22 protein-coding genes are annotated in these 17,203 nt (G+C 42.5%); 17 read left to right on the top strand and 5 right to left on the bottom strand.

Annotation, left to right across the window (positions count from 1 at the left end):
* Nucleotides 1-25 precede the first annotated feature (25 nt).
* Nucleotides 26-367, top strand: a complete 342-nt coding sequence (locus tag ACTUJY_RS07700) for a hypothetical protein (RefSeq protein ID WP_463615493.1) — start codon at nucleotides 26-28, stop codon at nucleotides 365-367.
* A gap of 172 nt (nucleotides 368-539) precedes the next feature.
* The gene (locus tag ACTUJY_RS07695; RefSeq protein ID WP_463615492.1) at nucleotides 540-1,124 is read left to right on the top strand and encodes a Slp family lipoprotein; all 585 of its coding nucleotides are present in this window, start codon (nucleotides 540-542) and stop codon (nucleotides 1,122-1,124) included.
* A gap of 54 nt (nucleotides 1,125-1,178) precedes the next feature.
* Here the strand turns inward: ACTUJY_RS07695 and bfr (ACTUJY_RS07690) are convergent, their stop codons facing one another.
* The 4 genes from bfr (ACTUJY_RS07690) to ACTUJY_RS07675 form a co-directional block, all read right to left on the bottom strand.
* Nucleotides 1,179-1,646 carry a bacterioferritin gene (gene bfr / locus ACTUJY_RS07690; RefSeq protein WP_463615491.1) on the bottom strand — a complete coding sequence of 156 codons (468 nt, stop codon included), beginning with the start codon at nucleotides 1,644-1,646 and terminating at the stop codon, nucleotides 1,179-1,181.
* 14 nt (nucleotides 1,647-1,660) lie between these two features.
* A complete protein-coding gene (bfr, locus tag ACTUJY_RS07685; protein ID WP_463615490.1) occupies nucleotides 1,661-2,125 on the bottom strand; it encodes a bacterioferritin in 465 nt (154 codons plus the stop codon).
* A gap of 133 nt (nucleotides 2,126-2,258) precedes the next feature.
* Nucleotides 2,259-2,543: an EscU/YscU/HrcU family type III secretion system export apparatus switch protein gene (locus ACTUJY_RS07680; protein WP_463615489.1), complete on the bottom strand. Its 285-nt coding sequence runs from the start codon at nucleotides 2,541-2,543 to the stop codon at nucleotides 2,259-2,261.
* A gap of 2 nt (nucleotides 2,544-2,545) precedes the next feature.
* Complete coding sequence (locus ACTUJY_RS07675) at nucleotides 2,546-4,489, bottom strand: flagellar hook-length control protein FliK (protein ID WP_463615488.1); 1,944 nt, start codon at nucleotides 4,487-4,489, stop codon at nucleotides 2,546-2,548.
* Nucleotides 4,490-4,573: 84 nt separating this feature from the next.
* Between ACTUJY_RS07675 and ccmA the strand changes: the two genes are divergently transcribed.
* From ccmA to ACTUJY_RS07610, 13 genes are all read left to right on the top strand, one after another.
* Entirely contained in the window at nucleotides 4,574-5,203 is a 630-nt protein-coding gene (ccmA, locus tag ACTUJY_RS07670; protein WP_463615487.1) for a cytochrome c biogenesis heme-transporting ATPase CcmA, read from the top strand.
* A complete protein-coding gene (ccmB, locus tag ACTUJY_RS07665) occupies nucleotides 5,204-5,866 on the top strand; it encodes a heme exporter protein CcmB (RefSeq protein ID WP_463615486.1) in 663 nt (220 codons plus the stop codon).
* 9 nt (nucleotides 5,867-5,875) lie between these two features.
* Nucleotides 5,876-6,613, top strand: a complete 738-nt coding sequence (locus ACTUJY_RS07660; protein ID WP_463615485.1) for a heme ABC transporter permease — start codon at nucleotides 5,876-5,878, stop codon at nucleotides 6,611-6,613.
* A complete protein-coding gene (locus ACTUJY_RS07655; protein ID WP_463615484.1) occupies nucleotides 6,610-6,786 on the top strand; it encodes a heme exporter protein CcmD in 177 nt (58 codons plus the stop codon). Before ACTUJY_RS07660 ends, ACTUJY_RS07655 begins: the two co-directional genes overlap by 4 nt.
* Before the next feature lie 15 nt (nucleotides 6,787-6,801).
* Nucleotides 6,802-7,257, top strand: a complete 456-nt coding sequence (gene ccmE, locus ACTUJY_RS07650) for a cytochrome c maturation protein CcmE (RefSeq protein WP_463615483.1) — start codon at nucleotides 6,802-6,804, stop codon at nucleotides 7,255-7,257.
* Between the two features lie 17 nt (nucleotides 7,258-7,274).
* Complete coding sequence (locus ACTUJY_RS07645; protein WP_463615482.1) at nucleotides 7,275-9,221, top strand: heme lyase CcmF/NrfE family subunit; 1,947 nt, start codon at nucleotides 7,275-7,277, stop codon at nucleotides 9,219-9,221.
* Nucleotides 9,221-9,763, top strand: coding sequence for a DsbE family thiol:disulfide interchange protein (locus tag ACTUJY_RS07640; protein ID WP_463615481.1), 543 nt, complete (start codon nucleotides 9,221-9,223; stop codon nucleotides 9,761-9,763). The genes ACTUJY_RS07645 and ACTUJY_RS07640 overlap by 1 nt, the downstream gene beginning before the upstream one ends.
* Entirely contained in the window at nucleotides 9,763-10,230 is a 468-nt protein-coding gene (locus ACTUJY_RS07635; RefSeq protein WP_463615480.1) for a cytochrome c-type biogenesis protein, read from the top strand. Before ACTUJY_RS07640 ends, ACTUJY_RS07635 begins: the two co-directional genes overlap by 1 nt.
* Nucleotides 10,230-11,471, top strand: coding sequence for a c-type cytochrome biogenesis protein CcmI (gene ccmI, locus ACTUJY_RS07630; protein WP_463615479.1), 1,242 nt, complete (start codon nucleotides 10,230-10,232; stop codon nucleotides 11,469-11,471). The genes ACTUJY_RS07635 and ccmI overlap by 1 nt, the downstream gene beginning before the upstream one ends.
* Before the next feature lie 252 nt (nucleotides 11,472-11,723).
* A complete protein-coding gene (locus tag ACTUJY_RS07625) occupies nucleotides 11,724-12,164 on the top strand; it encodes an HvfA family oxazolone/thioamide-modified RiPP metallophore (RefSeq protein ID WP_463615478.1) in 441 nt (146 codons plus the stop codon).
* 6 nt (nucleotides 12,165-12,170) lie between these two features.
* On the top strand, nucleotides 12,171-13,022 hold the full coding sequence (locus tag ACTUJY_RS07620) for an HvfB family MNIO-type RiPP peptide maturase (protein WP_463615693.1): 852 nt from the start codon (nucleotides 12,171-12,173) through the stop codon (nucleotides 13,020-13,022).
* Nucleotides 13,015-13,779: an HvfC family RiPP maturation protein gene (locus ACTUJY_RS07615; protein WP_463615477.1), complete on the top strand. Its 765-nt coding sequence runs from the start codon at nucleotides 13,015-13,017 to the stop codon at nucleotides 13,777-13,779. The genes ACTUJY_RS07620 and ACTUJY_RS07615 overlap by 8 nt, the downstream gene beginning before the upstream one ends.
* Before the next feature lie 94 nt (nucleotides 13,780-13,873).
* Nucleotides 13,874-14,584 carry an MlaA family lipoprotein gene (locus tag ACTUJY_RS07610; RefSeq protein WP_463615476.1) on the top strand — a complete coding sequence of 237 codons (711 nt, stop codon included), beginning with the start codon at nucleotides 13,874-13,876 and terminating at the stop codon, nucleotides 14,582-14,584.
* Nucleotides 14,585-14,803: 219 nt separating this feature from the next.
* Here the strand turns inward: ACTUJY_RS07610 and ACTUJY_RS07605 are convergent, their stop codons facing one another.
* The gene (locus ACTUJY_RS07605; protein ID WP_463615475.1) at nucleotides 14,804-15,109 is read right to left on the bottom strand and encodes a PilZ domain-containing protein; all 306 of its coding nucleotides are present in this window, start codon (nucleotides 15,107-15,109) and stop codon (nucleotides 14,804-14,806) included.
* Between the two features lie 387 nt (nucleotides 15,110-15,496).
* Here ACTUJY_RS07605 and ACTUJY_RS07600 point away from each other — a divergent pair, with 387 nt between their 5' ends.
* Both ACTUJY_RS07600 and ACTUJY_RS07595 read left to right on the top strand, forming a co-directional pair.
* Nucleotides 15,497-16,714 (top strand): SpoIIE family protein phosphatase, encoded by a 1,218-nt coding sequence (locus ACTUJY_RS07600; protein ID WP_463615474.1) that lies wholly within the window; start codon nucleotides 15,497-15,499, stop codon nucleotides 16,712-16,714.
* Nucleotides 16,704-17,195, top strand: a complete 492-nt coding sequence (locus ACTUJY_RS07595) for an STAS domain-containing protein (protein WP_463615473.1) — start codon at nucleotides 16,704-16,706, stop codon at nucleotides 17,193-17,195. The genes ACTUJY_RS07600 and ACTUJY_RS07595 overlap by 11 nt, the downstream gene beginning before the upstream one ends.
* Nucleotides 17,196-17,203 lie beyond the last annotated feature (8 nt).

The following is a 17,203-nucleotide window of genomic DNA, read 5'->3' as shown; positions in this document are numbered from 1 at the left end:
TGGCAAAAGTGACAAGGTGACGTCAATGCCTGTTGAATTCAATACATCCAGTTCCCTCAATAATCCTCAGCAAGTTGCCGATAGTCGTTTACGGCAACAACAAGATCAGCAACGTACCGAACAGCGCAATAATCAACAAGCTCAGCAAAGTACTCAAGTTGAAGAGCAACAAAACGAACAGGAGCAACAGGTACGTCGAGCAGAAGCATTGCAACAGCTGGAGCAAGAAAATACCCAAGTTCGTCGGGACGATGATTCGGAACTGAGTTTTCAAGCGCGGCGAGCAGTGAATACGTTTAATGATCTCAATGATCAGCAGCAACGTCAGGACGTTTCTGAGCTGTTAGGTATAGATACGTTCGCTTAATGGCTTTTGTTTGCGTTTCTTTAATCGGTTAATTTCTGCGTCAACTTTTTATTCTTGGGCTCGTTTATTGTAACGGAATAAACTTATTTTCTAGCCGTCGATTGTAGTAGGTTGAGAAAAAAGGTATTTTTATTGTCATACTAACCATAGATTATTTGAAGCGAGTTTTGCGATGCGCACATTATTTCTGATAGCGGGTGTTTTGATTTTAGCGGGCTGTAATACTGTCCCTTACGCCATTAAAGGTGACTATCGTCCGCTAACGGTTGAGCAAGCAAGGAAAACGGATGGTTCGCCCACAGTACGTTGGGGCGGGGTTATTGCAAAAGTCGATAATCAGGAGAAGCAGTCGGTCATTGAAATTGTTGCGAAGCCTTTAGGATCTTCGGCTCGCCCGCATGATGTTGACTCAACCGGTGGTCGCTTCCTGGCAATCGTTCCAGAATTTATTGATCCTTTGGTTTATGAAAAAGGGCGAGAATTAACTGTTGTTGGTAATTTATCCGATATGGTGGAAGGGAAAGTTGGTGAAATGAAATACCTGTTTCCGGTGGTTCGTGTTACCGGGCATCACTTGTGGAAAAAACGACCGTTAGTAAAAGAAGTGCATTATTGGGGCGTGAGCTATTGGCCTGTTTTTCCTCATCATTACTATTACCACCCTCATTGGCATTACTATCCGAAAGGCAAGATGAAAGCAGGTCAAAAGGAAATAAGAAAACCTGATGTAGAGCCTCAAAAGGAAAAAGAAAAATAAATAAGAAAAGGCGCCACATTGACGCCTTTTTAATTTTTGCTAAACACAATGCGATCACATTTGAGATTGCACGTAATTTTGAAGTCCCATTTTTTTTATTAAACCTAATTGTTTTTCCAACCAGTAGGCATGATCCACTTCAGTGTCTTCCAACAATTGTTGCAGCACGGCTCGGCTTTGAAAATCTTGCTCTTTTTCACACAAAACGATCGCTTCTTTTAATGCCTTGTCGACGGTGTATTCGACTTCAAGATCATTTTCCAGCATTTCCGGGACGGTTTTGCCAATTTTAAGCGGATGACGCGTTATCATATCCGGTGAACCTTCGAGAAAAAGAATACGCTCAATCAAAGCAGAGGCGTGTCCTTTTTCGTCGTCAAACTCGTGATCGATACGCTCAAAAAGCTTATGCAGCCCCCAGTCGTCGTACATACGAGAATGTATAAAGTACTGATCCATCGCCGTAAGTTCCAGCGAAAGAAGCTGGTTTAAACTCTTGATGACTTTTTTGTTGCCTTTCATGATGAACTCCTGGTTTAAACCTGTGATTGAAGATAGTTATTCAGCCCAGTATTGGTTATCAGGTATTCTTGGGCTTCCAACCAGTCAACATGTTCTTCTTCGTACTCAAGAATGTCTTCCAGTAGATCTCGGCTCACAAAGTCTTGTTTCGATTCGCAAAGCGTAATAGCGTCTTTTAATAGCTTGATCTCTTCCAGTTGGAAAGTGAGGTCGCATTTCAGCATTTCTTCGGTATGTTCGCCAATATGAAGTTTGCCAAGTTTTTGCAAGTTAGGTAATCCTTCCAGAAACAAAATACGTTCGATCAAATCATCGGCCTGCTTCATATCTTTAATCGACTTTTTATAGCTGCGCTCATTGAGTTTATCGAGCCCCCAGTTACGATACATTCGTGCGTGAAGAAAAAACTGATTGATGGATGTGAGTTCCGATGTTAATACTTTATTGAGAATATCGATGACTTGTTTATCACCTTTCATTTCAGTTCTCGCTTATTGGTTTTGCAGAAGAGTTCTGCACATAGACGATAAAGTTCTAGAATAAATCACAATATTCTGAAAGTCAAAAATATCTTTTATATCAATAATTTACGAATGAAAATGTAATTCATTCTTATTGTTGTTTCGGCTCTTGTTGAGGTGCTTTTTCTTGTAACATATAGGCAAATGCAATAATTTTTGCGACCGCGAGATACAGTTGCTCAGGAATTTCATCGTCCAGTTCCAGTTGGCTTAACACTTCTACCAAGACGGGATCTTCATGAATAAATACATTGTGCTCCTCGGCAAGCCGAATGATCTCACTGGCAATTGTGCCGAGCCCTTTGGCGATAACTTTAGGCGCCGTTTTGCCATCGTATTTAAGCGCTGTAGCCTTATCGGGTTTTTGCTCGGTCATGGTCATATTCGCATGTCGACGAATCCCTCCTGGTCTTTCACATCAATCAATTCTTCCGCCGTACCAAGTTCGGTTTTTAGCTTTCTGATGTTGATGCCAATGGACTCTAGGCTGTCTTCGAGTTCAGGAAGTTGTTGCAGTAACAACTCTTGAGTGGATAACTTTTCAGCAATGAATCGGACATTGAATTGCTCTTTTTTCAATTCTACAATCGCATGAAATGCGCCAAGCGTTTCAAAGTCAAACCTTATGGTGACCCGCCATGCTTTTCGTTTCGCGTTCGTATTTTTATTTTGTTGTTCAAATTGAATTTGAACGCTCGAAAACTGTTTGTTGATTAATAAAGGCAATTCAAATGTCCATTGAGGTGGTTGACTGGAATCATTGCCTAAGTTTTGAAACTGTGTGAGTCGGGTACGCGACATGCCTGCTTCGACATCTTGTAAAAGTTGTTTTATTACCTGTTGCTGCCCCGCTGAAAATTGACTTTGATGGTTCAAAGGTAGCAATTTATTTTTTAAAAGAGGCATCCACCTTTGGAATAATTCGTGAGTAAAGTTACTCGTTGATACTTGTCCAGACGCTAGTTGAGCGGATGACGGAGTAGAAGAAGCGGTAGCAGCCAGAAGTAAGTGTTGAAGCGCGGAAAACAGTGATTTAATGTCGCCGCCAGCATTCAATTGAGCGAGTTGTTGAGGTGTAGTTGATTGACCACTTATTGGTAATTGAAAAAGCTGGTTTACCAGTTGCTTTTCCCTAAATATACCGGAGTTTTGAATTAATTGCTTTAATGTTTGTGGTGTAACTTTAGAACCACTTGGGATCGATTCGATTAATGTTTTAAGCGGTTTGATCGCATCATCCGGAAGAGGCATTTTTTCCAGTTGAGGTAACCTCTTCTGAATGGAATTTAATACTGTTTGGATAGGGCGTTGTAATTGCTTATCGTTATTAAATTGCTGGCTCAATTGTTGCCATAACTTGGTGTTTTTAGGCGATTCATTTTTTTCGCTTACGTTATTAATGACGTAGTTAAGAATTGACTTGCTACTTGCGGTATTTGCTTGTAACGCTATGGAAGGAGAGGTTGTTGGTTGTAAAGCTTTCGCTTGTGGTGTTAATTTGCTGTTTTTAAACATACTTTGTAATAAAGTTGAGTTATCGAGTGCTTTGATAATTTGCGCCACTTTAACGGGTGGTATTATTGTTTGTGTATTTGGCTTTAATAGAGATTCATCGACTTTTGGACTTTGAGTTAAGTGGTTTTTGATTCCATGTATCGACTCATTCGAGGGTTTACGGTTGTTATCAATATTCAGGTTTGAATCACGAATCAATTCGTTTGGCACTCGAGATACGGTTTGTGTCAGCTCCGGTTTAATCGGATGGGCCGTACCCGCGGACGAATGTGGGCTGAGCTTACCTGTGACCGTTTCATTAGGGCTTATCGGCTTCGTTACAGTGAGCGACTTTTCTTGTTGCAATGATGCCATTAATTTTGCGGCTTCACCTTGAACCAGTTTAAAACGAATGATGGGGTGGCTTTGTTGAACCCATTGGAGTAATAAGGGTAAAAGGGCTTTTATGGTGGAAGCTTCATGCTTAGCAGCAACTTGAGTAAGAAAACTCTGTTGTATTACCTCAAAAGAAACACGATTTTGCTTAAATTCAATTTTTAACGGAATTAAAAGTGACTCGTTCAACCGATTGAGCAGTTTAACCAGAGGTTGAGCGTCGACTTTTAATTCAAGTTGAGGCTTTGGAGTCGTACTGTTTTCGCTAAGTGGGATCTGAAGTTTAGGGGAGGGTTTTTCTTCACCTTCATTCTTGTTGAGTAGAACATGGGACGTTTGGCCGTCCAACGCCTTAAAAATCATTTGCAAATGACGTACATTCGCATCCGCTAGGGGAATCCTATTTAGTATTTGCGTTAAAGAGTCGGTCATCAGATTTTGTCAATCATAGTAATGCTCCCTTCTTTGTATTAGTATAGCGCGCAATTGGCATAGGCCATTGCTGCAGGTTAGGGGATGTACTCGGAGTTTACATTAAACAGTAACAATCTGGCTTTAATGCGAGGAGAGCGATTGCTATTTAAGCAATGCAGCTTCAGTGTTTGCAATGGCTCTGTGTTGCAGATCCGAGGTGTAAATGGTGCCGGAAAAACCAGTTTATTGAGAGTATTGTGCGGAATCATTGAAGCTGACGCAGGCGATCTCAGCTGGAACGGTGAAAACCTAGAGCATCAACGTAATGACTTTTATTCAAACCTGTTATACCTGGGCCACCAACTGGGTGTAAAACAACGCATGACTGTACTTGAAAACTTAACGTTTTACAGTCAGCTACGGCAAACGCCAGCGCAAATGTCATTTCTTGAAGCCATTCATCAAGTGGGTTTAGCCGGGTACGAGAAGGAGTATGCGGCTTACCTGTCCCAAGGACAAAAGCGAAGGGTCGGTCTCGCGCGATTGTTGATTGAGCGCGCCAGTTTATGGGTTTTGGATGAACCTTTCGTTGCGCTCGATACTTCCGGACAAAGCTGGTTGAGCCATGTTATCGAAACACATACAGAACGTGGTGGCGCAGTGATATTCACCTCCCACCAACGGGTTAACTTGAACAAAGAACCCTCAGTTCTTGACTTGGGGGCAGCCTAAATGTTTCAAGTACTGTTGTTCCGTGAGCTCCGGCTAATCAACCGTAAAAAATCGGAAGTGCTCAATCCATTATTTTTCTTTCTACTGGTTACGAGTCTGTTTCCTTTTGGCGTTTCTCCCGAGCCTCAACTTTTGCTACAAATTGCACCAGGAGTGATTTGGGTATGTGCCTTGTTATCCATTTTGTTATCGCTCGATGCGTTATATCGAGAAGACTTCGATGATGGTTCATTGGTACAAATGTTAATGACAGGTGTATCCCCCGTTGCAATAATAAGCGCCAAAGCATTAGCAAACTGGTTATTTACAGCGGTACCTTTGATTCTTTTATCGCCACTGATTGGTGTTTTATTAAATCTCGATTCCGAAGCTTTTCCAGCAATGATCTTTTCATTGTTATTGGGAACACCCAGCATGTGTTTTATCGCCGCAATTGGGATGTGTTTAACTATTGGGTTACGAAGAGGTGGTATACTGCTTGCCTTGTTAGTATTGCCGCTTTATATCCCCATTTTAATATTTGGTGCTATGGCGGTTAATGCGGCCACTCAAGGGCATGAATATACCGGACAGTTGGCGCTGTTGGCTGCCGCCTTGGCATTAACGGTGTCGTTGGCGCCTTGGGCTGCTGGTGCGGCATTAAAAATTTCGATTAGCGAGTAACAGTAATTTATGGCTTGGACCTGGTTTTTTCGATTAGGCTCACCCCGTTGGTTTTATCAAACGGCTGGCCGCTGGCAACCTTGGATCTGGACCCTGACTTTTCTTGGGCTAGGGACCGGTTGCGTCTGGGGTCTCTTTATTGCTCCGCCTGATTACTATCAAGGGGATCTGCAACGCATTATGTACATCCATGTGCCGGCCGCTTATTTGTCGATGTTTACTTATGTGGTGATGGCTGTTTCCGGCGCAATCGGGCTGATTTGGCGCATGAAAATGGCTTTTATGGTGTCTATTAGTTGTTCGCCGATTGGCGCTGGCTTTACGTTTCTCGCTCTGGTAACTGGCTCTTTGTGGGGCAAGCCGACCTGGGGGACTTATTGGGTCTTTGATGCTCGACTGACATCAGAATTGATATTGCTGTTCCTTTATTTTGGTCACATGGCGCTTTTTAGTGCGATTGATGACATTAAAAAGGCCGATAAAGCTGCGGCTATTCTGGCAATAGTGGGTGTGGTGAATATTCCAATAATTCACTTTTCGGTAGAGTGGTGGAACAGTCTGCATCAAGCGGCATCTCTGAGCAAGTTTGAAAAGCCGTCCATCGATGATTCGATGCTTTGGCCGTTGCTGATTATGATCGTATCGTTCAAGTTGTTCTTTATTTCATTGATTTTACCCTGGCTCAGAAACCAGATACTGTGGCGAGAGCGAGATGCTGGTTGGGTTAAGGAGATTATAGAGTCATGATATTAGCGGCTGTCAGCGATCCTACTCGCTGGTTTTTTATCTGGAGCTCTTATGGAGCGTTTGCCTTTGTGTTTTTATTGTTGATTTTGGTGCCCATTATTTGGCGTAAAAAGCTCGATGTTAAACTGAAGCACTATTACCGTCGGCAAAAACTGTTGAATTCAAAAGATTAGGTAGTCTAACTGGTTATGAAACCCCATCGTAAAAAACGACTTTTCGCTATTTTGGCCACTGTTACAGGTGTTGCTATTGCGCTCTCTTTGGTATTGGTTGCCTTAGAAGAAAATATAAACCTGTTTTATAAACCGTCAGATATTGTAGCTGGCAAAGCGCCGCAAGGAAAAACCATCAAGGTAGGTGGCTTAGTGGTGCCCGGTACTGTCGCTCGAGGAGAAAATCCTTTAGACGTGCATTTTGTGATTCGTGACAACCAGCATCAGATGACGGTTCATTTCAATGATGTGTTACCAGATTTATTTAAGGAAGGTCAGGGCATTGTTGCCACCGGGCAATTAACGACCGCCGGAGACTTTAAAGCCAGCTCAGTATTGGCTAAGCACGACGAAAACTATATGCCGCCGGAAGTTGCCAGAGCTTTGGAAGAGTCTGGTCATCCGATTAAAAATAAAGACTTTGATAATTAAAACCAGGTAGGCGACGAATGATTGTTGAATTAGCGCACTTTTGCCTAATCCTGGCGTTGGTAATTGCTGGTTTTGGTACCGTTTTACCGCTTTGGGGCAGTTTTTATCAGAACAGCAGTCTCATTCGATTTGCGAGAAGCAGTGCATTTTTGCAATTTATTTTGGTGTTTCTTTCTTTTGCGGGCTTGGTTTATGCCTTTGTCACTGATGACTTTACCGTGAGTTACGTTGCATCGCACTCTTACAGCCAATTACCGTTGATATACAAGATCTGTGCGGCGTGGGGAGCACACGAAGGGTCCATGTTGCTTTGGATTTTGATGATTTGCGGTTGGTCAGCCGCAGTTGCCATTTTCAGTAAGCAATTACCTGACGAAGCGGTTGCCCGCGTGCTAGCAGTCATGTCCTTTATTGCGGTCGGTTTTCTTTCTTTTTCCTTATTTACTTCCAATCCTTTTGAGCGCATCTTGCCATTTTTTCCTATTGATGGACGCGACTTAAATCCCTTATTACAAGACGTGGGTTTTATTATTCATCCGCCGTTTTTGTATATGGGCTATGTAGGCTTTTCTGTTGCTTTTGCCTTCGCAATAGCGGCTTTGATTGGTGGAGAGCTAGACTCGGCTTGGGCGCGTTGGTCACGCCCGTGGACGGTTTCGGCTTGGATGTTTCTTACTGTTGGAATTGCGTTGGGAAGTTGGTGGGCTTACTACGAGCTGGGTTGGGGAGGCTGGTGGTTTTGGGATCCCGTCGAAAACGCGTCTTTTATGCCCTGGTTATCGGGCACTGCGTTGATTCATTCTTTGGCAGTCAGTGAAAAGCGTGGTGTGTTTAAAACCTGGACGGTGTTTTTAGCGTTAATCACTTTTTGTCTGAGTTTATTAGGGACATTTATTGTGCGTTCCGGGGTGATCACTTCGGTGCACTCTTTTGCTCAAGATCCGGTCCGTGGGCTATATATTTTAATTTTTATCAGTGTGGTGGTGACGGTTTCATTGTTGCTATTTGTTTTTCGTGGTGGTGCGGTTAAGTCAACCGGGCGATATCAGTTGCTGTCGAAAGAAGTCGCATTACTAGGAAATAACATTTTATTAATATCGGCTTTAACGATTGTTTTATTCGGAACTTTGTTTCCGTTAATTATGGAAGCCTTTGATCGTTCGGTCAGTGTCGGTGCACCTTATTTTAATGCCATGTTTTCGCCAGTAATGTTAATACTATTGAGTTTGCTTGGTATTGGTCATTGGATGCAATGGAAGCGTCAACCCATCGATCGATTATTAAAAGGAACACGTAACTTATTGTTGCTAAGCGCTGTATTGATGCTAGTCACTGCTTATTGGTTGAATGCTTTTTCTCAAGTTTATGTTTGGTTTGGTGTGTTTATCGCGTTTTGGATCCTGTCATCCATCATTCATGATGTGCTCAATAAAATACGCCATGCCAGTCATCGCTGGCAGGCCTTAAAAAGGCTCAAGGCGGGTTATTGGGGAATGCATCTTGCTCACAGTGGTTTAGCGGTTTGTTTGGTGGGTATTTTAATGGTGTCGTTTGGCAGTGAAGAAAAGTTAATCAAACTGGCGCCTGGTGAAAGCTACCAAATGGAAGGATATCAATTTACCTTTAATCGAATCTCCGAGGTAAAAGGACCAAATTACATGGCCACACGCGGTGATTTCAGTGTCGATGAAGCGGGTAACCAATTCGAGCTTTACTCCGAAAAGCGACGTTATACCGCGTCTGGTCAGGTGATGACTGAAGCTGGGATTGATCCCGGTTTTACCCGAGACGTTTATCTGTCGTTGGGCGAGCCGTTAAACGAACAAGATTGGTCCGTGCGTATTTATATTAAGTCCTTTGTACGCTGGATTTGGCTGGGTGCTATTTTAATGGCGCTTGGTGGTCTATTGGCAATCAGTGACGGTCGATATCGCATAGCGCTTAAAACTAGGGAGAGCGTGTGATGTCGGAAAACTCCGGAAATACACTCAAGAAAATTGCCGTACCTCTGTTTATTGTTGTGGCTTTGTTAGGCGGGTTGTTTTACTCGGCGCTTTTTAGCGAAAAAAAGCTGGTACCTTCCATGCGTTCCGATAAACCCTTACCTGAGTTTTCTGCCCGAATTTTATTTCAAGACAACGAAATGAAATCGAGTGAATTACGCGGTGAATATTATTTGTTAAATTTTTGGGGATCCTGGTGCCCAACTTGTTATGTTGAGCATCCTTACTTGATGCAACTCAAACAACAAGGTGTAAAAATTGTCGGTGTGAATTACAAAGATACTGAAGCCGATGCTGCCGGTTTTTTACGCTCTCAGGGAAACCCTTATGCGTTTTCATTCTTTGATCCCAAAGGTTATATCGCCATAGAAATGGGCATCACCGCAGCACCGGAAACCTTCCTGATTTCACCTTCCGGAAAAGTTCTGTTTCATCGAATTGGTGAAATGACGCCCGATGTATTTAATAAGGCGATGCGTCCTTTAATGGAGGAGGCGAACTGATGCGTTGGTTAATTAGTTTATTTTTTATTTTGAGTCTTAACGGATATGCTGCGGATACATTGTTAGAGTTTGCTAACAGCGAGCAGGAAGCGCGTTATTTCCAAATGATCAACGAATTGCGTTGTCCGAAATGTTTGAACCAATCAATTGCTGACTCCAATGCTGGTATCTCAGAAGATTTGCGTAACATTGTTTACGAAAAAATTCGAGATGGACACTCTGATCAAGAGATAAAAGCGTTTTTAAAGCAACGCTACGGTGACTTTATACTTTATAAACCGGAAACAGGCGGTGCGAATTTACTGCTGTGGTTCGGCCCAGTGGGTGTTATGACGCTTATTTTGGCTCTTTTGTTTTATCGCTACTTTAAAAAAGCGCAAACCAATCAATCTGTTGAAATCAGCGAGCAGGAATTACAAGAAGTGCAGCAATTACTGGATGACTCAACAAATGGAGAGAAACGCTAATGTTATGGGGGCTGTTTCTACTGATAGCACTAGTCGCGATGTTGATACTGGTGATGCCATTAAAACGAAATCATCGCACGTCGGTGAAGCGATTAGAGTTGAACAAAAAAGTGTACCAGGATCGCGTAGCTGAACTGAAGCAGGAGCTTGAAGAAGGGCGGCTCACCAACGAAGAGTTTCAAGCGCTGGATCGGGAGCTGAAAAAGTCTCTACTGGAAGATGCGCATTTATCGCATATACAGTTATTAGAATCTCCTGTTCAACAAAAAGTGTATTGGGCGAGTGCTGCGCTTATACCTTTATTAGCGTTAACCATTTATTTATCGCTGTCTGATTGGCAGGCATTTTTTCACTGGCAAGATCTTAAACAGAAAAATGACGCTTACCAACTCGATAACAGTAAAGATACAAAGTGGCTGGAAGAATTAACCAATCAAGAGTTGATACTGCTATTAAGAACACGATTGCACGACAATCCGCACGATAGCCGTGGCTGGTTTATTTTAGGACAGACGTTGGCGCAGTTGGGCGTTGTACAACAAGCAATTGATGCATTAACACGAGCTGTACAAATCGCACCTGAGGATATTGAAATGAAACTCAGCAGTGCTCATGTGCTCATGAGTATTGGGCAAGCAAAAGCGGTGCAAATGGCTGAACAATTGGTTCAGTCGGTTCTTAAGCAACAACCTGAACACGAAGGGGCTGTTGCCGTTAACGGGTTTATTCAGTTTCAGAACGAAAACTATCAGGCGGCTATTGATACTTGGGAGCAGCTTATCACTCGTCGGGAAAGTCGTGGTCAAGGAGAAGGTAAAGGAATCGACTTATTGAAGCATCAAGTAAAGCAGGCCAAGTTGTTGATGCAGGAAAAACAGCACCTTACCCAGGCCGCTTTCAGTTTAGTCACTGAAGTTAAATTAGCCGATGAGTTGAAAGGTAAACTCAATCCGAATACTCGGGTATTTGTGGTGGTGAAAGGTGATGATGGCATGCCTGCCCCAGTGGCGGTGAAACCCTTAAAAGTGGCTGACTTACCAATTTCCCTTAACCTAACAGACGCCGATGCAATGATGCCTGGGCGAGTGATGAGTGGTATGTCTAAGCTGTTTATTTCAGCGCGAATTTCATTGTCTGGTACTGCAAAAGCGCAATCCGGTGACTGGACTTCTGAATTGGTAGAGTGGGACTCGGATCAATCTTCAGAAGTCAAGTTGTTGATAACGCATCAAATTCCTTGAGTCCTAGACAAACTTTTATACCAGCCCTCTGTTTTGTGAGCAAATCGACAAATTAGACTTGCTAAACAGCTGATTTTACTGCATCTTTATTTTCTTGCAGCGGTCTTCTTGTTCAAGAAAGTGCACCTTTGGCTGAATTTCCAAAAAAACGATAAACCAATGTAACAAAAGGAAATTCAGGTCGTCCTTTGAAGTAATCCAAGTGCAATATTTATGGGTTGTTTAATCGTTAATCTACGGAGAACTATCGTTATGAATAAAGATATGAAAAAACTGGCGACATTGGTGGGTGCTTCTTTAGCAGCATCTTTAACAGTGACCTCTGCGAATGCGAAAGCTGACCCGTTCGCATTGGAAGATATGTCCGGTGGTTACCAGATAGCTCAATTTTTGGGCGATAAAGGCAAAGAAGGTAAGTGTGGCGAAGGCAAATGCGGCGAAGATAAAAAAGGCAAGAAAGGTAAAGAAGGTAAGTGCGGCGAAGGCAAATGCGGCGAAGATAAAAAAGGCAAGGAAGGCAAGTGCGGTGAAGGTAAGTGTGGTGAAGATAAAAAAGGTAAGGAAGGTAAGTGTGGCGAAGGCAAATGCGGCGAAGATAAAAAAGGAAAAGAAGGTAAATGTGGCGAAGGTAAGTGCGGTGAAGATAAAAAAGGAAAAGAAGGTAAATGTGGCGAAGGTAAGTGCGGCGGCTAATTGACCGTGACAATCTTTCAACAAAACATTTCTGGCTCTGGTTTAGGTTTGCGTCGTGATTTGATGCAAGACCTGGCCAAGAGCCAGCAACCTCTCATTGACTTTATGGAAGTGGCTCCGGAAAACTGGATTAACATTGGTGGGCGACTTGGAAAGCGTTTTCGCTATTTTACTGAGCGATTTCCTTTTGTTTTTCATGGCTTATCTTTGTCTATAGGTGGTCCTGAACCTATTGATATTGAATTGGTAAAAAACATCAAGCAATTGATGGATACACACAACGTTGAAATTTATACCGAACATTTAACCTATTGCAGCGATGGCGGCCATCTTTATGATCTGATGCCTATACCATTTACGGAAGAGGCTGTGAATTATGTTGCAGAGCGTATTCTGCAAGTCCAGGATGTTTTGCAACGCCCAATAGCTATGGAAAATGCTTCTTATTATGCAGCACCTCAGCAAGAAATGACTGAGCTGGAATTTATTAATGCTGTTTTGAAAAAAGCGGATTGCCAGTTATTGCTTGATGTGAACAATATTTATGTCAATTCCATTAACCACCACTATGATGCTGAGTCTTTTCTCAAATCATTACCTGGTGAACGTGTGGTTTATGGTCACATCGCCGGTCACTATGATGAAGCCGACGATCTGAAAGTGGATACTCACGGCGCTGATGTTAAACCGGATGTCTGGCAGTTGTTGGAAGTTGCTTATCAGGCGTTTGGCGTTTTTCCGACGTTGCTTGAGCGTGATTTTAACTTTCCTCCACTTGACGAGTTACTAAGTGAAGTGAAGTCCATTCGAGATATTCAAAACAAATTTCAATTAACCGAACATCGTGAACATGGCTGAATCATTATCTTTCCAACAAACACAGCTCCAGTTTGCGATGCATTTGCGTGATCCTGAACATCAGTCCGCGCCGGAAAATATCGAAGATCGACGAATGGCAATTTATCGCGATCTTATTTTCAATAATGTAGCAGGGTTTATTGAGTCGGGGTTTCCTGTTTTACACTCGATTATCCAGCCTCAAGAATGGCAACAAATGGTACGTGACTTTCTTGTCCAGCACAAAGCAAAGTCGCCTTATTTTGCTGATGTATCGCACGAATTTTATCGTTACCTAGAAGAGCAGCAACCGGCAATCACTCAAAAATACCCTTTTATGTTGGAGCTGGCTCATTATGAATGGGTAGAGCTGGCGTTAATGATTGATCCTTTTGATCCGTCTGAGGTATCGATTAAAAGTTCAGTTGACTTAATGCATGAGCGTCCGATCCTTTCGCCGGTAGCCTGGCCATTGGCCTATCAGTTTGATGTGCATCACATCAGTAAAGATTACCAACCTCAACAACCACCGGAAACAGCTTCCTTTATTGTTGTTTATCGTAATAAAGCGGACAACGTCGAGTTCACTGAAGTCAATGCTGCGACCTTTGCTTTGTTACAGCTTATGCAGGCGCACCCGAAAAAAGCCGGTCAACAATTACTCGAGCTTTTAGCCCAGCAAATTCCTCAGATCCCACAACAGACATTGATTGATAACGGATTAAATATTCTTTTGAAATTAATGAAGCGCGACATAATTTTGGGTGTTGCTGCTTAAGTAAGGATAAAGTTCATTCAGTTTTTGTTCAGTTAGACCCGATGTAAAATCCTCATTATAATAACGTCCAAATGAATAAAGGTAACTTGAGTATATGAAGCCATTCGCTTTTCTGATTGTAATATTGGTATTGTCTGGTTGCGCCACCAGTGGCAATAAGGTCGATCCCTATGAGTCGTTTAATCGCAAAGTTTATTCTTTTAACCGTTCGCTTGATAAAGCGATTTTGCAACCTGTAGCTAAAGGATATCAGGCAATCACTCCCGATCCGGTAGAAACCGGATTCGATAACTTTTTTTCTAACCTTGGTGATGTTGGCAATATGTTCAACAACTTACTGCAGTTTAAACTGTTGGACGCAACCAGCGATTTAGGGCGATTTGTAATCAACTCTACTCTGGGGCTTGTCGGCTTTTTTGATCCCGCGACGGCAATGGGTTTGGAAAAGCATGATGAAGACTTTGGGCAAACATTAGCGACATGGGGCGTGGGTGATGGACCCTATTTAATGTTGCCATTTTTAGGACCATCGACATTACGAGATACTGCTACTTTACCAGCCGACAATTATCTGGATCCACTGAGTACTATTAGCCACGATCCAACTCAGTATTCCTATAAAGCAACGCGATTATTAATTGATAGAGCGAGTTTGTTGGACTTAGAGGCACAACTGGAAGCTGCTTTGGATGAATATTCCTTTATTCGAGATGCTTATTTGCAAAATCGGAAATACAAAATATACGATGGTGATCTTCCTTTAGAAGATGACTTTGGTTGTGATCCGGAATATGAAGACTGTTAGTCCTTGATTCTGAACTCTACTGACTACCTACAGGCTGCTAATTAATACACCTACTAGTAACACCAGAGGCAATGTGGTCATCGGATCAAATTGAATCTTAAACAAACGGCGAGATGGATACGACTTGTGCATGAAAAAGCTCCAAACAACAGGAGCTTAATCATAGTATGAAGTCTATACAACTTCTGAGAAGAGTTTCTCAATTTTTGAAAATGCTAACTAGTTCACATTTTCTATGGCGCCGGCAATTTCATAACTATCATCCCCTTGTAAGTCAGCTCGAATCACAATCATATCCGCTTGCAGTGGCGGTAATTTAGATTGTACTGAGCTGACTTTTACAGTCAGTTTTTGACCGACTTCAAACTTTTGCTCGCAAATAAAAGCAACCCCTCCTGCACTCAGGTTTTTACTGTCACCGCTGAAACGCTCCCCGGTATCCGGAACAGTAATTTCCACTTTGGCATCCACAAACATGCGAATAAAATCTCGCTTTTCTTCGTATTCTCTTTCTATAGACGACATAATGAGAACCTCTTTAAGCCCTAATCGTTAATCTGCCCCTAAGATCCTGTATCCCCCTAGAGCGTGCTTATCTTCCATTGATCGTCACGGTTGTGCCCAAATTTAGATAATTAAGGCGAGAAAATGCGGTTTGGTCGTTCCCAATATCCGACGAACAATGGCTGGCGTCGAGCAATGGAAGATAAACTCGCTCTAGCTCACAAGCTCGTAGTGCGCTGGAGATAGTCAGATCCTAACTCAGCATAGTAGGGAATAAACACAAGCAGGTCAATCTTCAATCGAAGCGGGTTGGCAATGTGGTAATTATCACCTTGATTGATAATTTCTATATGCTATACAAGTGTAAGGATACTTCTCTTCAATTCTAACTCGTGGTTATTACAACTTTTGGATACTCGCTCATTTACTGAGGAGCAACACTGGATCACCGGTAAGCTCCCTAAAATTCTAGTCATCGATGATGATCCCCTGGTTCGTCAAAGCGTTGTTATGTATCTTGAGGATTGTGGCTATGATGTGTTGGAAGCCGAACATGGAAAACAGGGGTTGTCTATTTTTAGAGATAGTCAACCGGATTTGATCTTGTGTGATCTGCGTATGCCAGAAATGGATGGTATGCAATTGCTGGAAATCGTAACGAAAGAATCTCCAGATACCCCGGTAATTATGATATCTGGAGCAGGGATGATTCATGATGTAGTTGAGGCTTTACGACTGGGTGCGCTGGATTATTTGGTAAAGCCTATTTCGGATTTGGATGTACTGGGCCACGCCGTTACTCAGGCTCTCAATAAGAAACAGTTGGAATACGAAAACCAGCTGTTTCGAACTGAACTGGAAAAAGCCAACAAAGAGTTGCAGGAGCACCTGAAGACTCTTCAGGATGATCAAGAAGCGGGCCGACGCGCACAGTTACAGCTGTTGCCACCACCAGTTGGTGGGTTTAAAGGATATCAGTTTGAGCACACGGTGATACCTTCACTTAATATCAGTGGTGATTTCCTGGATTACTTTGAAATTGATGAGCGTTATTTGGGATTTTATATTGCTGATGTTTCCGGACATGGATCGGCGTCAGCGTTTATAACGATCATGCTCAAGAGTTTGTTTAACCAACCCATTCGAAATTATCGAGTCAGTCGAGATTCAACGATTTTGCACCCTGAAAAGGTGTTGGATTACTTGAATCAAGAAATTATCACCGCCAACATCAATAAACACGTGACTTTGTTTTTTGGTGTCGTTGATACGCAAACAAATACACTGACCTACAGCATTGGTGGACACTTTCCGAGACCAGTGATTGTAATGAACGATAAACGTTGGATACTTGAGGAAAGAGGATTACCGGTTGGGATGTTCGAATGGGCTATGTTTGAACAACACCAATTAAAGCTGAACGATACTTTTTCAATGTTTTTATTTTCTGATGGTGTTCTAGAGTGTATCGCAGAGCAGGGCATTGCGAAAGAAGAGACACTTTTGGCATTGGAACTGGATGCTCAAACGCACGTTCAGGCATTGGTGTCGCAATTAAACATTCGAGAGTTGGATAAACTCCCCGATGATGTATCGATTTTTATTATAAGAAAATATGAACGCTGAAGTCGCATACGCACAGCTAGAAAACGCCCACATTTTCCGACTGTCTGGAGACGTTCGGTATGGCGATGTGATGGCACTACAGCAATTTGTAGAACAAATACAAGTGGAAAGTCCCTGCATCATCGATTTAACATTTTGTTCTCATCTTGATAGCACTGCTTTAGGCGTTTTGGCTCTGGTGGCTAAAAAATGCAAGGATGTCGAGATAGAACAACCAATAATTTACGTTACCAATCCAGTCGTGCAAGAGGCTTTATACGGTGTTTGCTTCGACATGGTTTTCGATATTCGTAGCGAAGATGCAAAACTAGATGTCAGCCAATTAACGCAGTTAAAAAATGAGCCAGAAGCTGTTGAAGAGCTCGAAAAAACGGTATCTCAAGCACACCAACTGCTGTCTGAGATCAGTGAGTCAAATAAAGAGCTGTTTAAAGATGTGAATCAGATTTTAAGAGCACAAGGCGAGCGAAAAGTAAAATAGGTAATACA

Source organism: Pleionea sp. WD8-19 (assembly GCF_055326765.1).
This window is presented reverse-complemented; position numbering and strand designations above follow the sequence as displayed.

Coding starts and splice junctions, on each gene's coding strand:
- ccmI (WP_463615479.1), top strand. CDS start 10,230: ATGTTATGGGGGCTGTTTCTACTGATAGCACTAGTCGCGATGTTGATA.
- ACTUJY_RS07660 (WP_463615485.1), top strand. CDS start 5,876: ATGGCTTGGACCTGGTTTTTTCGATTAGGCTCACCCCGTTGGTTTTAT.
- bfr (WP_463615490.1), bottom strand. CDS start 2,125: ATGAAAGGTGATAAACAAGTCATCGATATTCTCAATAAAGTATTAACA.
- ACTUJY_RS07640 (WP_463615481.1), top strand. CDS start 9,221: ATGTCGGAAAACTCCGGAAATACACTCAAGAAAATTGCCGTACCTCTG.
- ccmB (WP_463615486.1), top strand. CDS start 5,204: ATGTTTCAAGTACTGTTGTTCCGTGAGCTCCGGCTAATCAACCGTAAA.
- ACTUJY_RS07610 (WP_463615476.1), top strand. CDS start 13,874: ATGAAGCCATTCGCTTTTCTGATTGTAATATTGGTATTGTCTGGTTGC.
- ccmE (WP_463615483.1), top strand. CDS start 6,802: ATGAAACCCCATCGTAAAAAACGACTTTTCGCTATTTTGGCCACTGTT.
- ACTUJY_RS07635 (WP_463615480.1), top strand. CDS start 9,763: ATGCGTTGGTTAATTAGTTTATTTTTTATTTTGAGTCTTAACGGATAT.
- ACTUJY_RS07595 (WP_463615473.1), top strand. CDS start 16,704: ATGAACGCTGAAGTCGCATACGCACAGCTAGAAAACGCCCACATTTTC.
- ACTUJY_RS07625 (WP_463615478.1), top strand. CDS start 11,724: ATGAATAAAGATATGAAAAAACTGGCGACATTGGTGGGTGCTTCTTTA.
- ACTUJY_RS07655 (WP_463615484.1), top strand. CDS start 6,610: ATGATATTAGCGGCTGTCAGCGATCCTACTCGCTGGTTTTTTATCTGG.
- ACTUJY_RS07695 (WP_463615492.1), top strand. CDS start 540: ATGCGCACATTATTTCTGATAGCGGGTGTTTTGATTTTAGCGGGCTGT.
- ACTUJY_RS07645 (WP_463615482.1), top strand. CDS start 7,275: ATGATTGTTGAATTAGCGCACTTTTGCCTAATCCTGGCGTTGGTAATT.
- ccmA (WP_463615487.1), top strand. CDS start 4,574: ATGTACTCGGAGTTTACATTAAACAGTAACAATCTGGCTTTAATGCGA.
- ACTUJY_RS07615 (WP_463615477.1), top strand. CDS start 13,015: ATGGCTGAATCATTATCTTTCCAACAAACACAGCTCCAGTTTGCGATG.
- bfr (WP_463615491.1), bottom strand. CDS start 1,646: ATGAAAGGCAACAAAAAAGTCATCAAGAGTTTAAACCAGCTTCTTTCG.
- ACTUJY_RS07680 (WP_463615489.1), bottom strand. CDS start 2,543: ATGACCGAGCAAAAACCCGATAAGGCTACAGCGCTTAAATACGATGGC.
- ACTUJY_RS07675 (WP_463615488.1), bottom strand. CDS start 4,489: ATGACCGACTCTTTAACGCAAATACTAAATAGGATTCCCCTAGCGGAT.
- ACTUJY_RS07605 (WP_463615475.1), bottom strand. CDS start 15,109: ATGTCGTCTATAGAAAGAGAATACGAAGAAAAGCGAGATTTTATTCGC.
- ACTUJY_RS07700 (WP_463615493.1), top strand. CDS start 26: ATGCCTGTTGAATTCAATACATCCAGTTCCCTCAATAATCCTCAGCAA.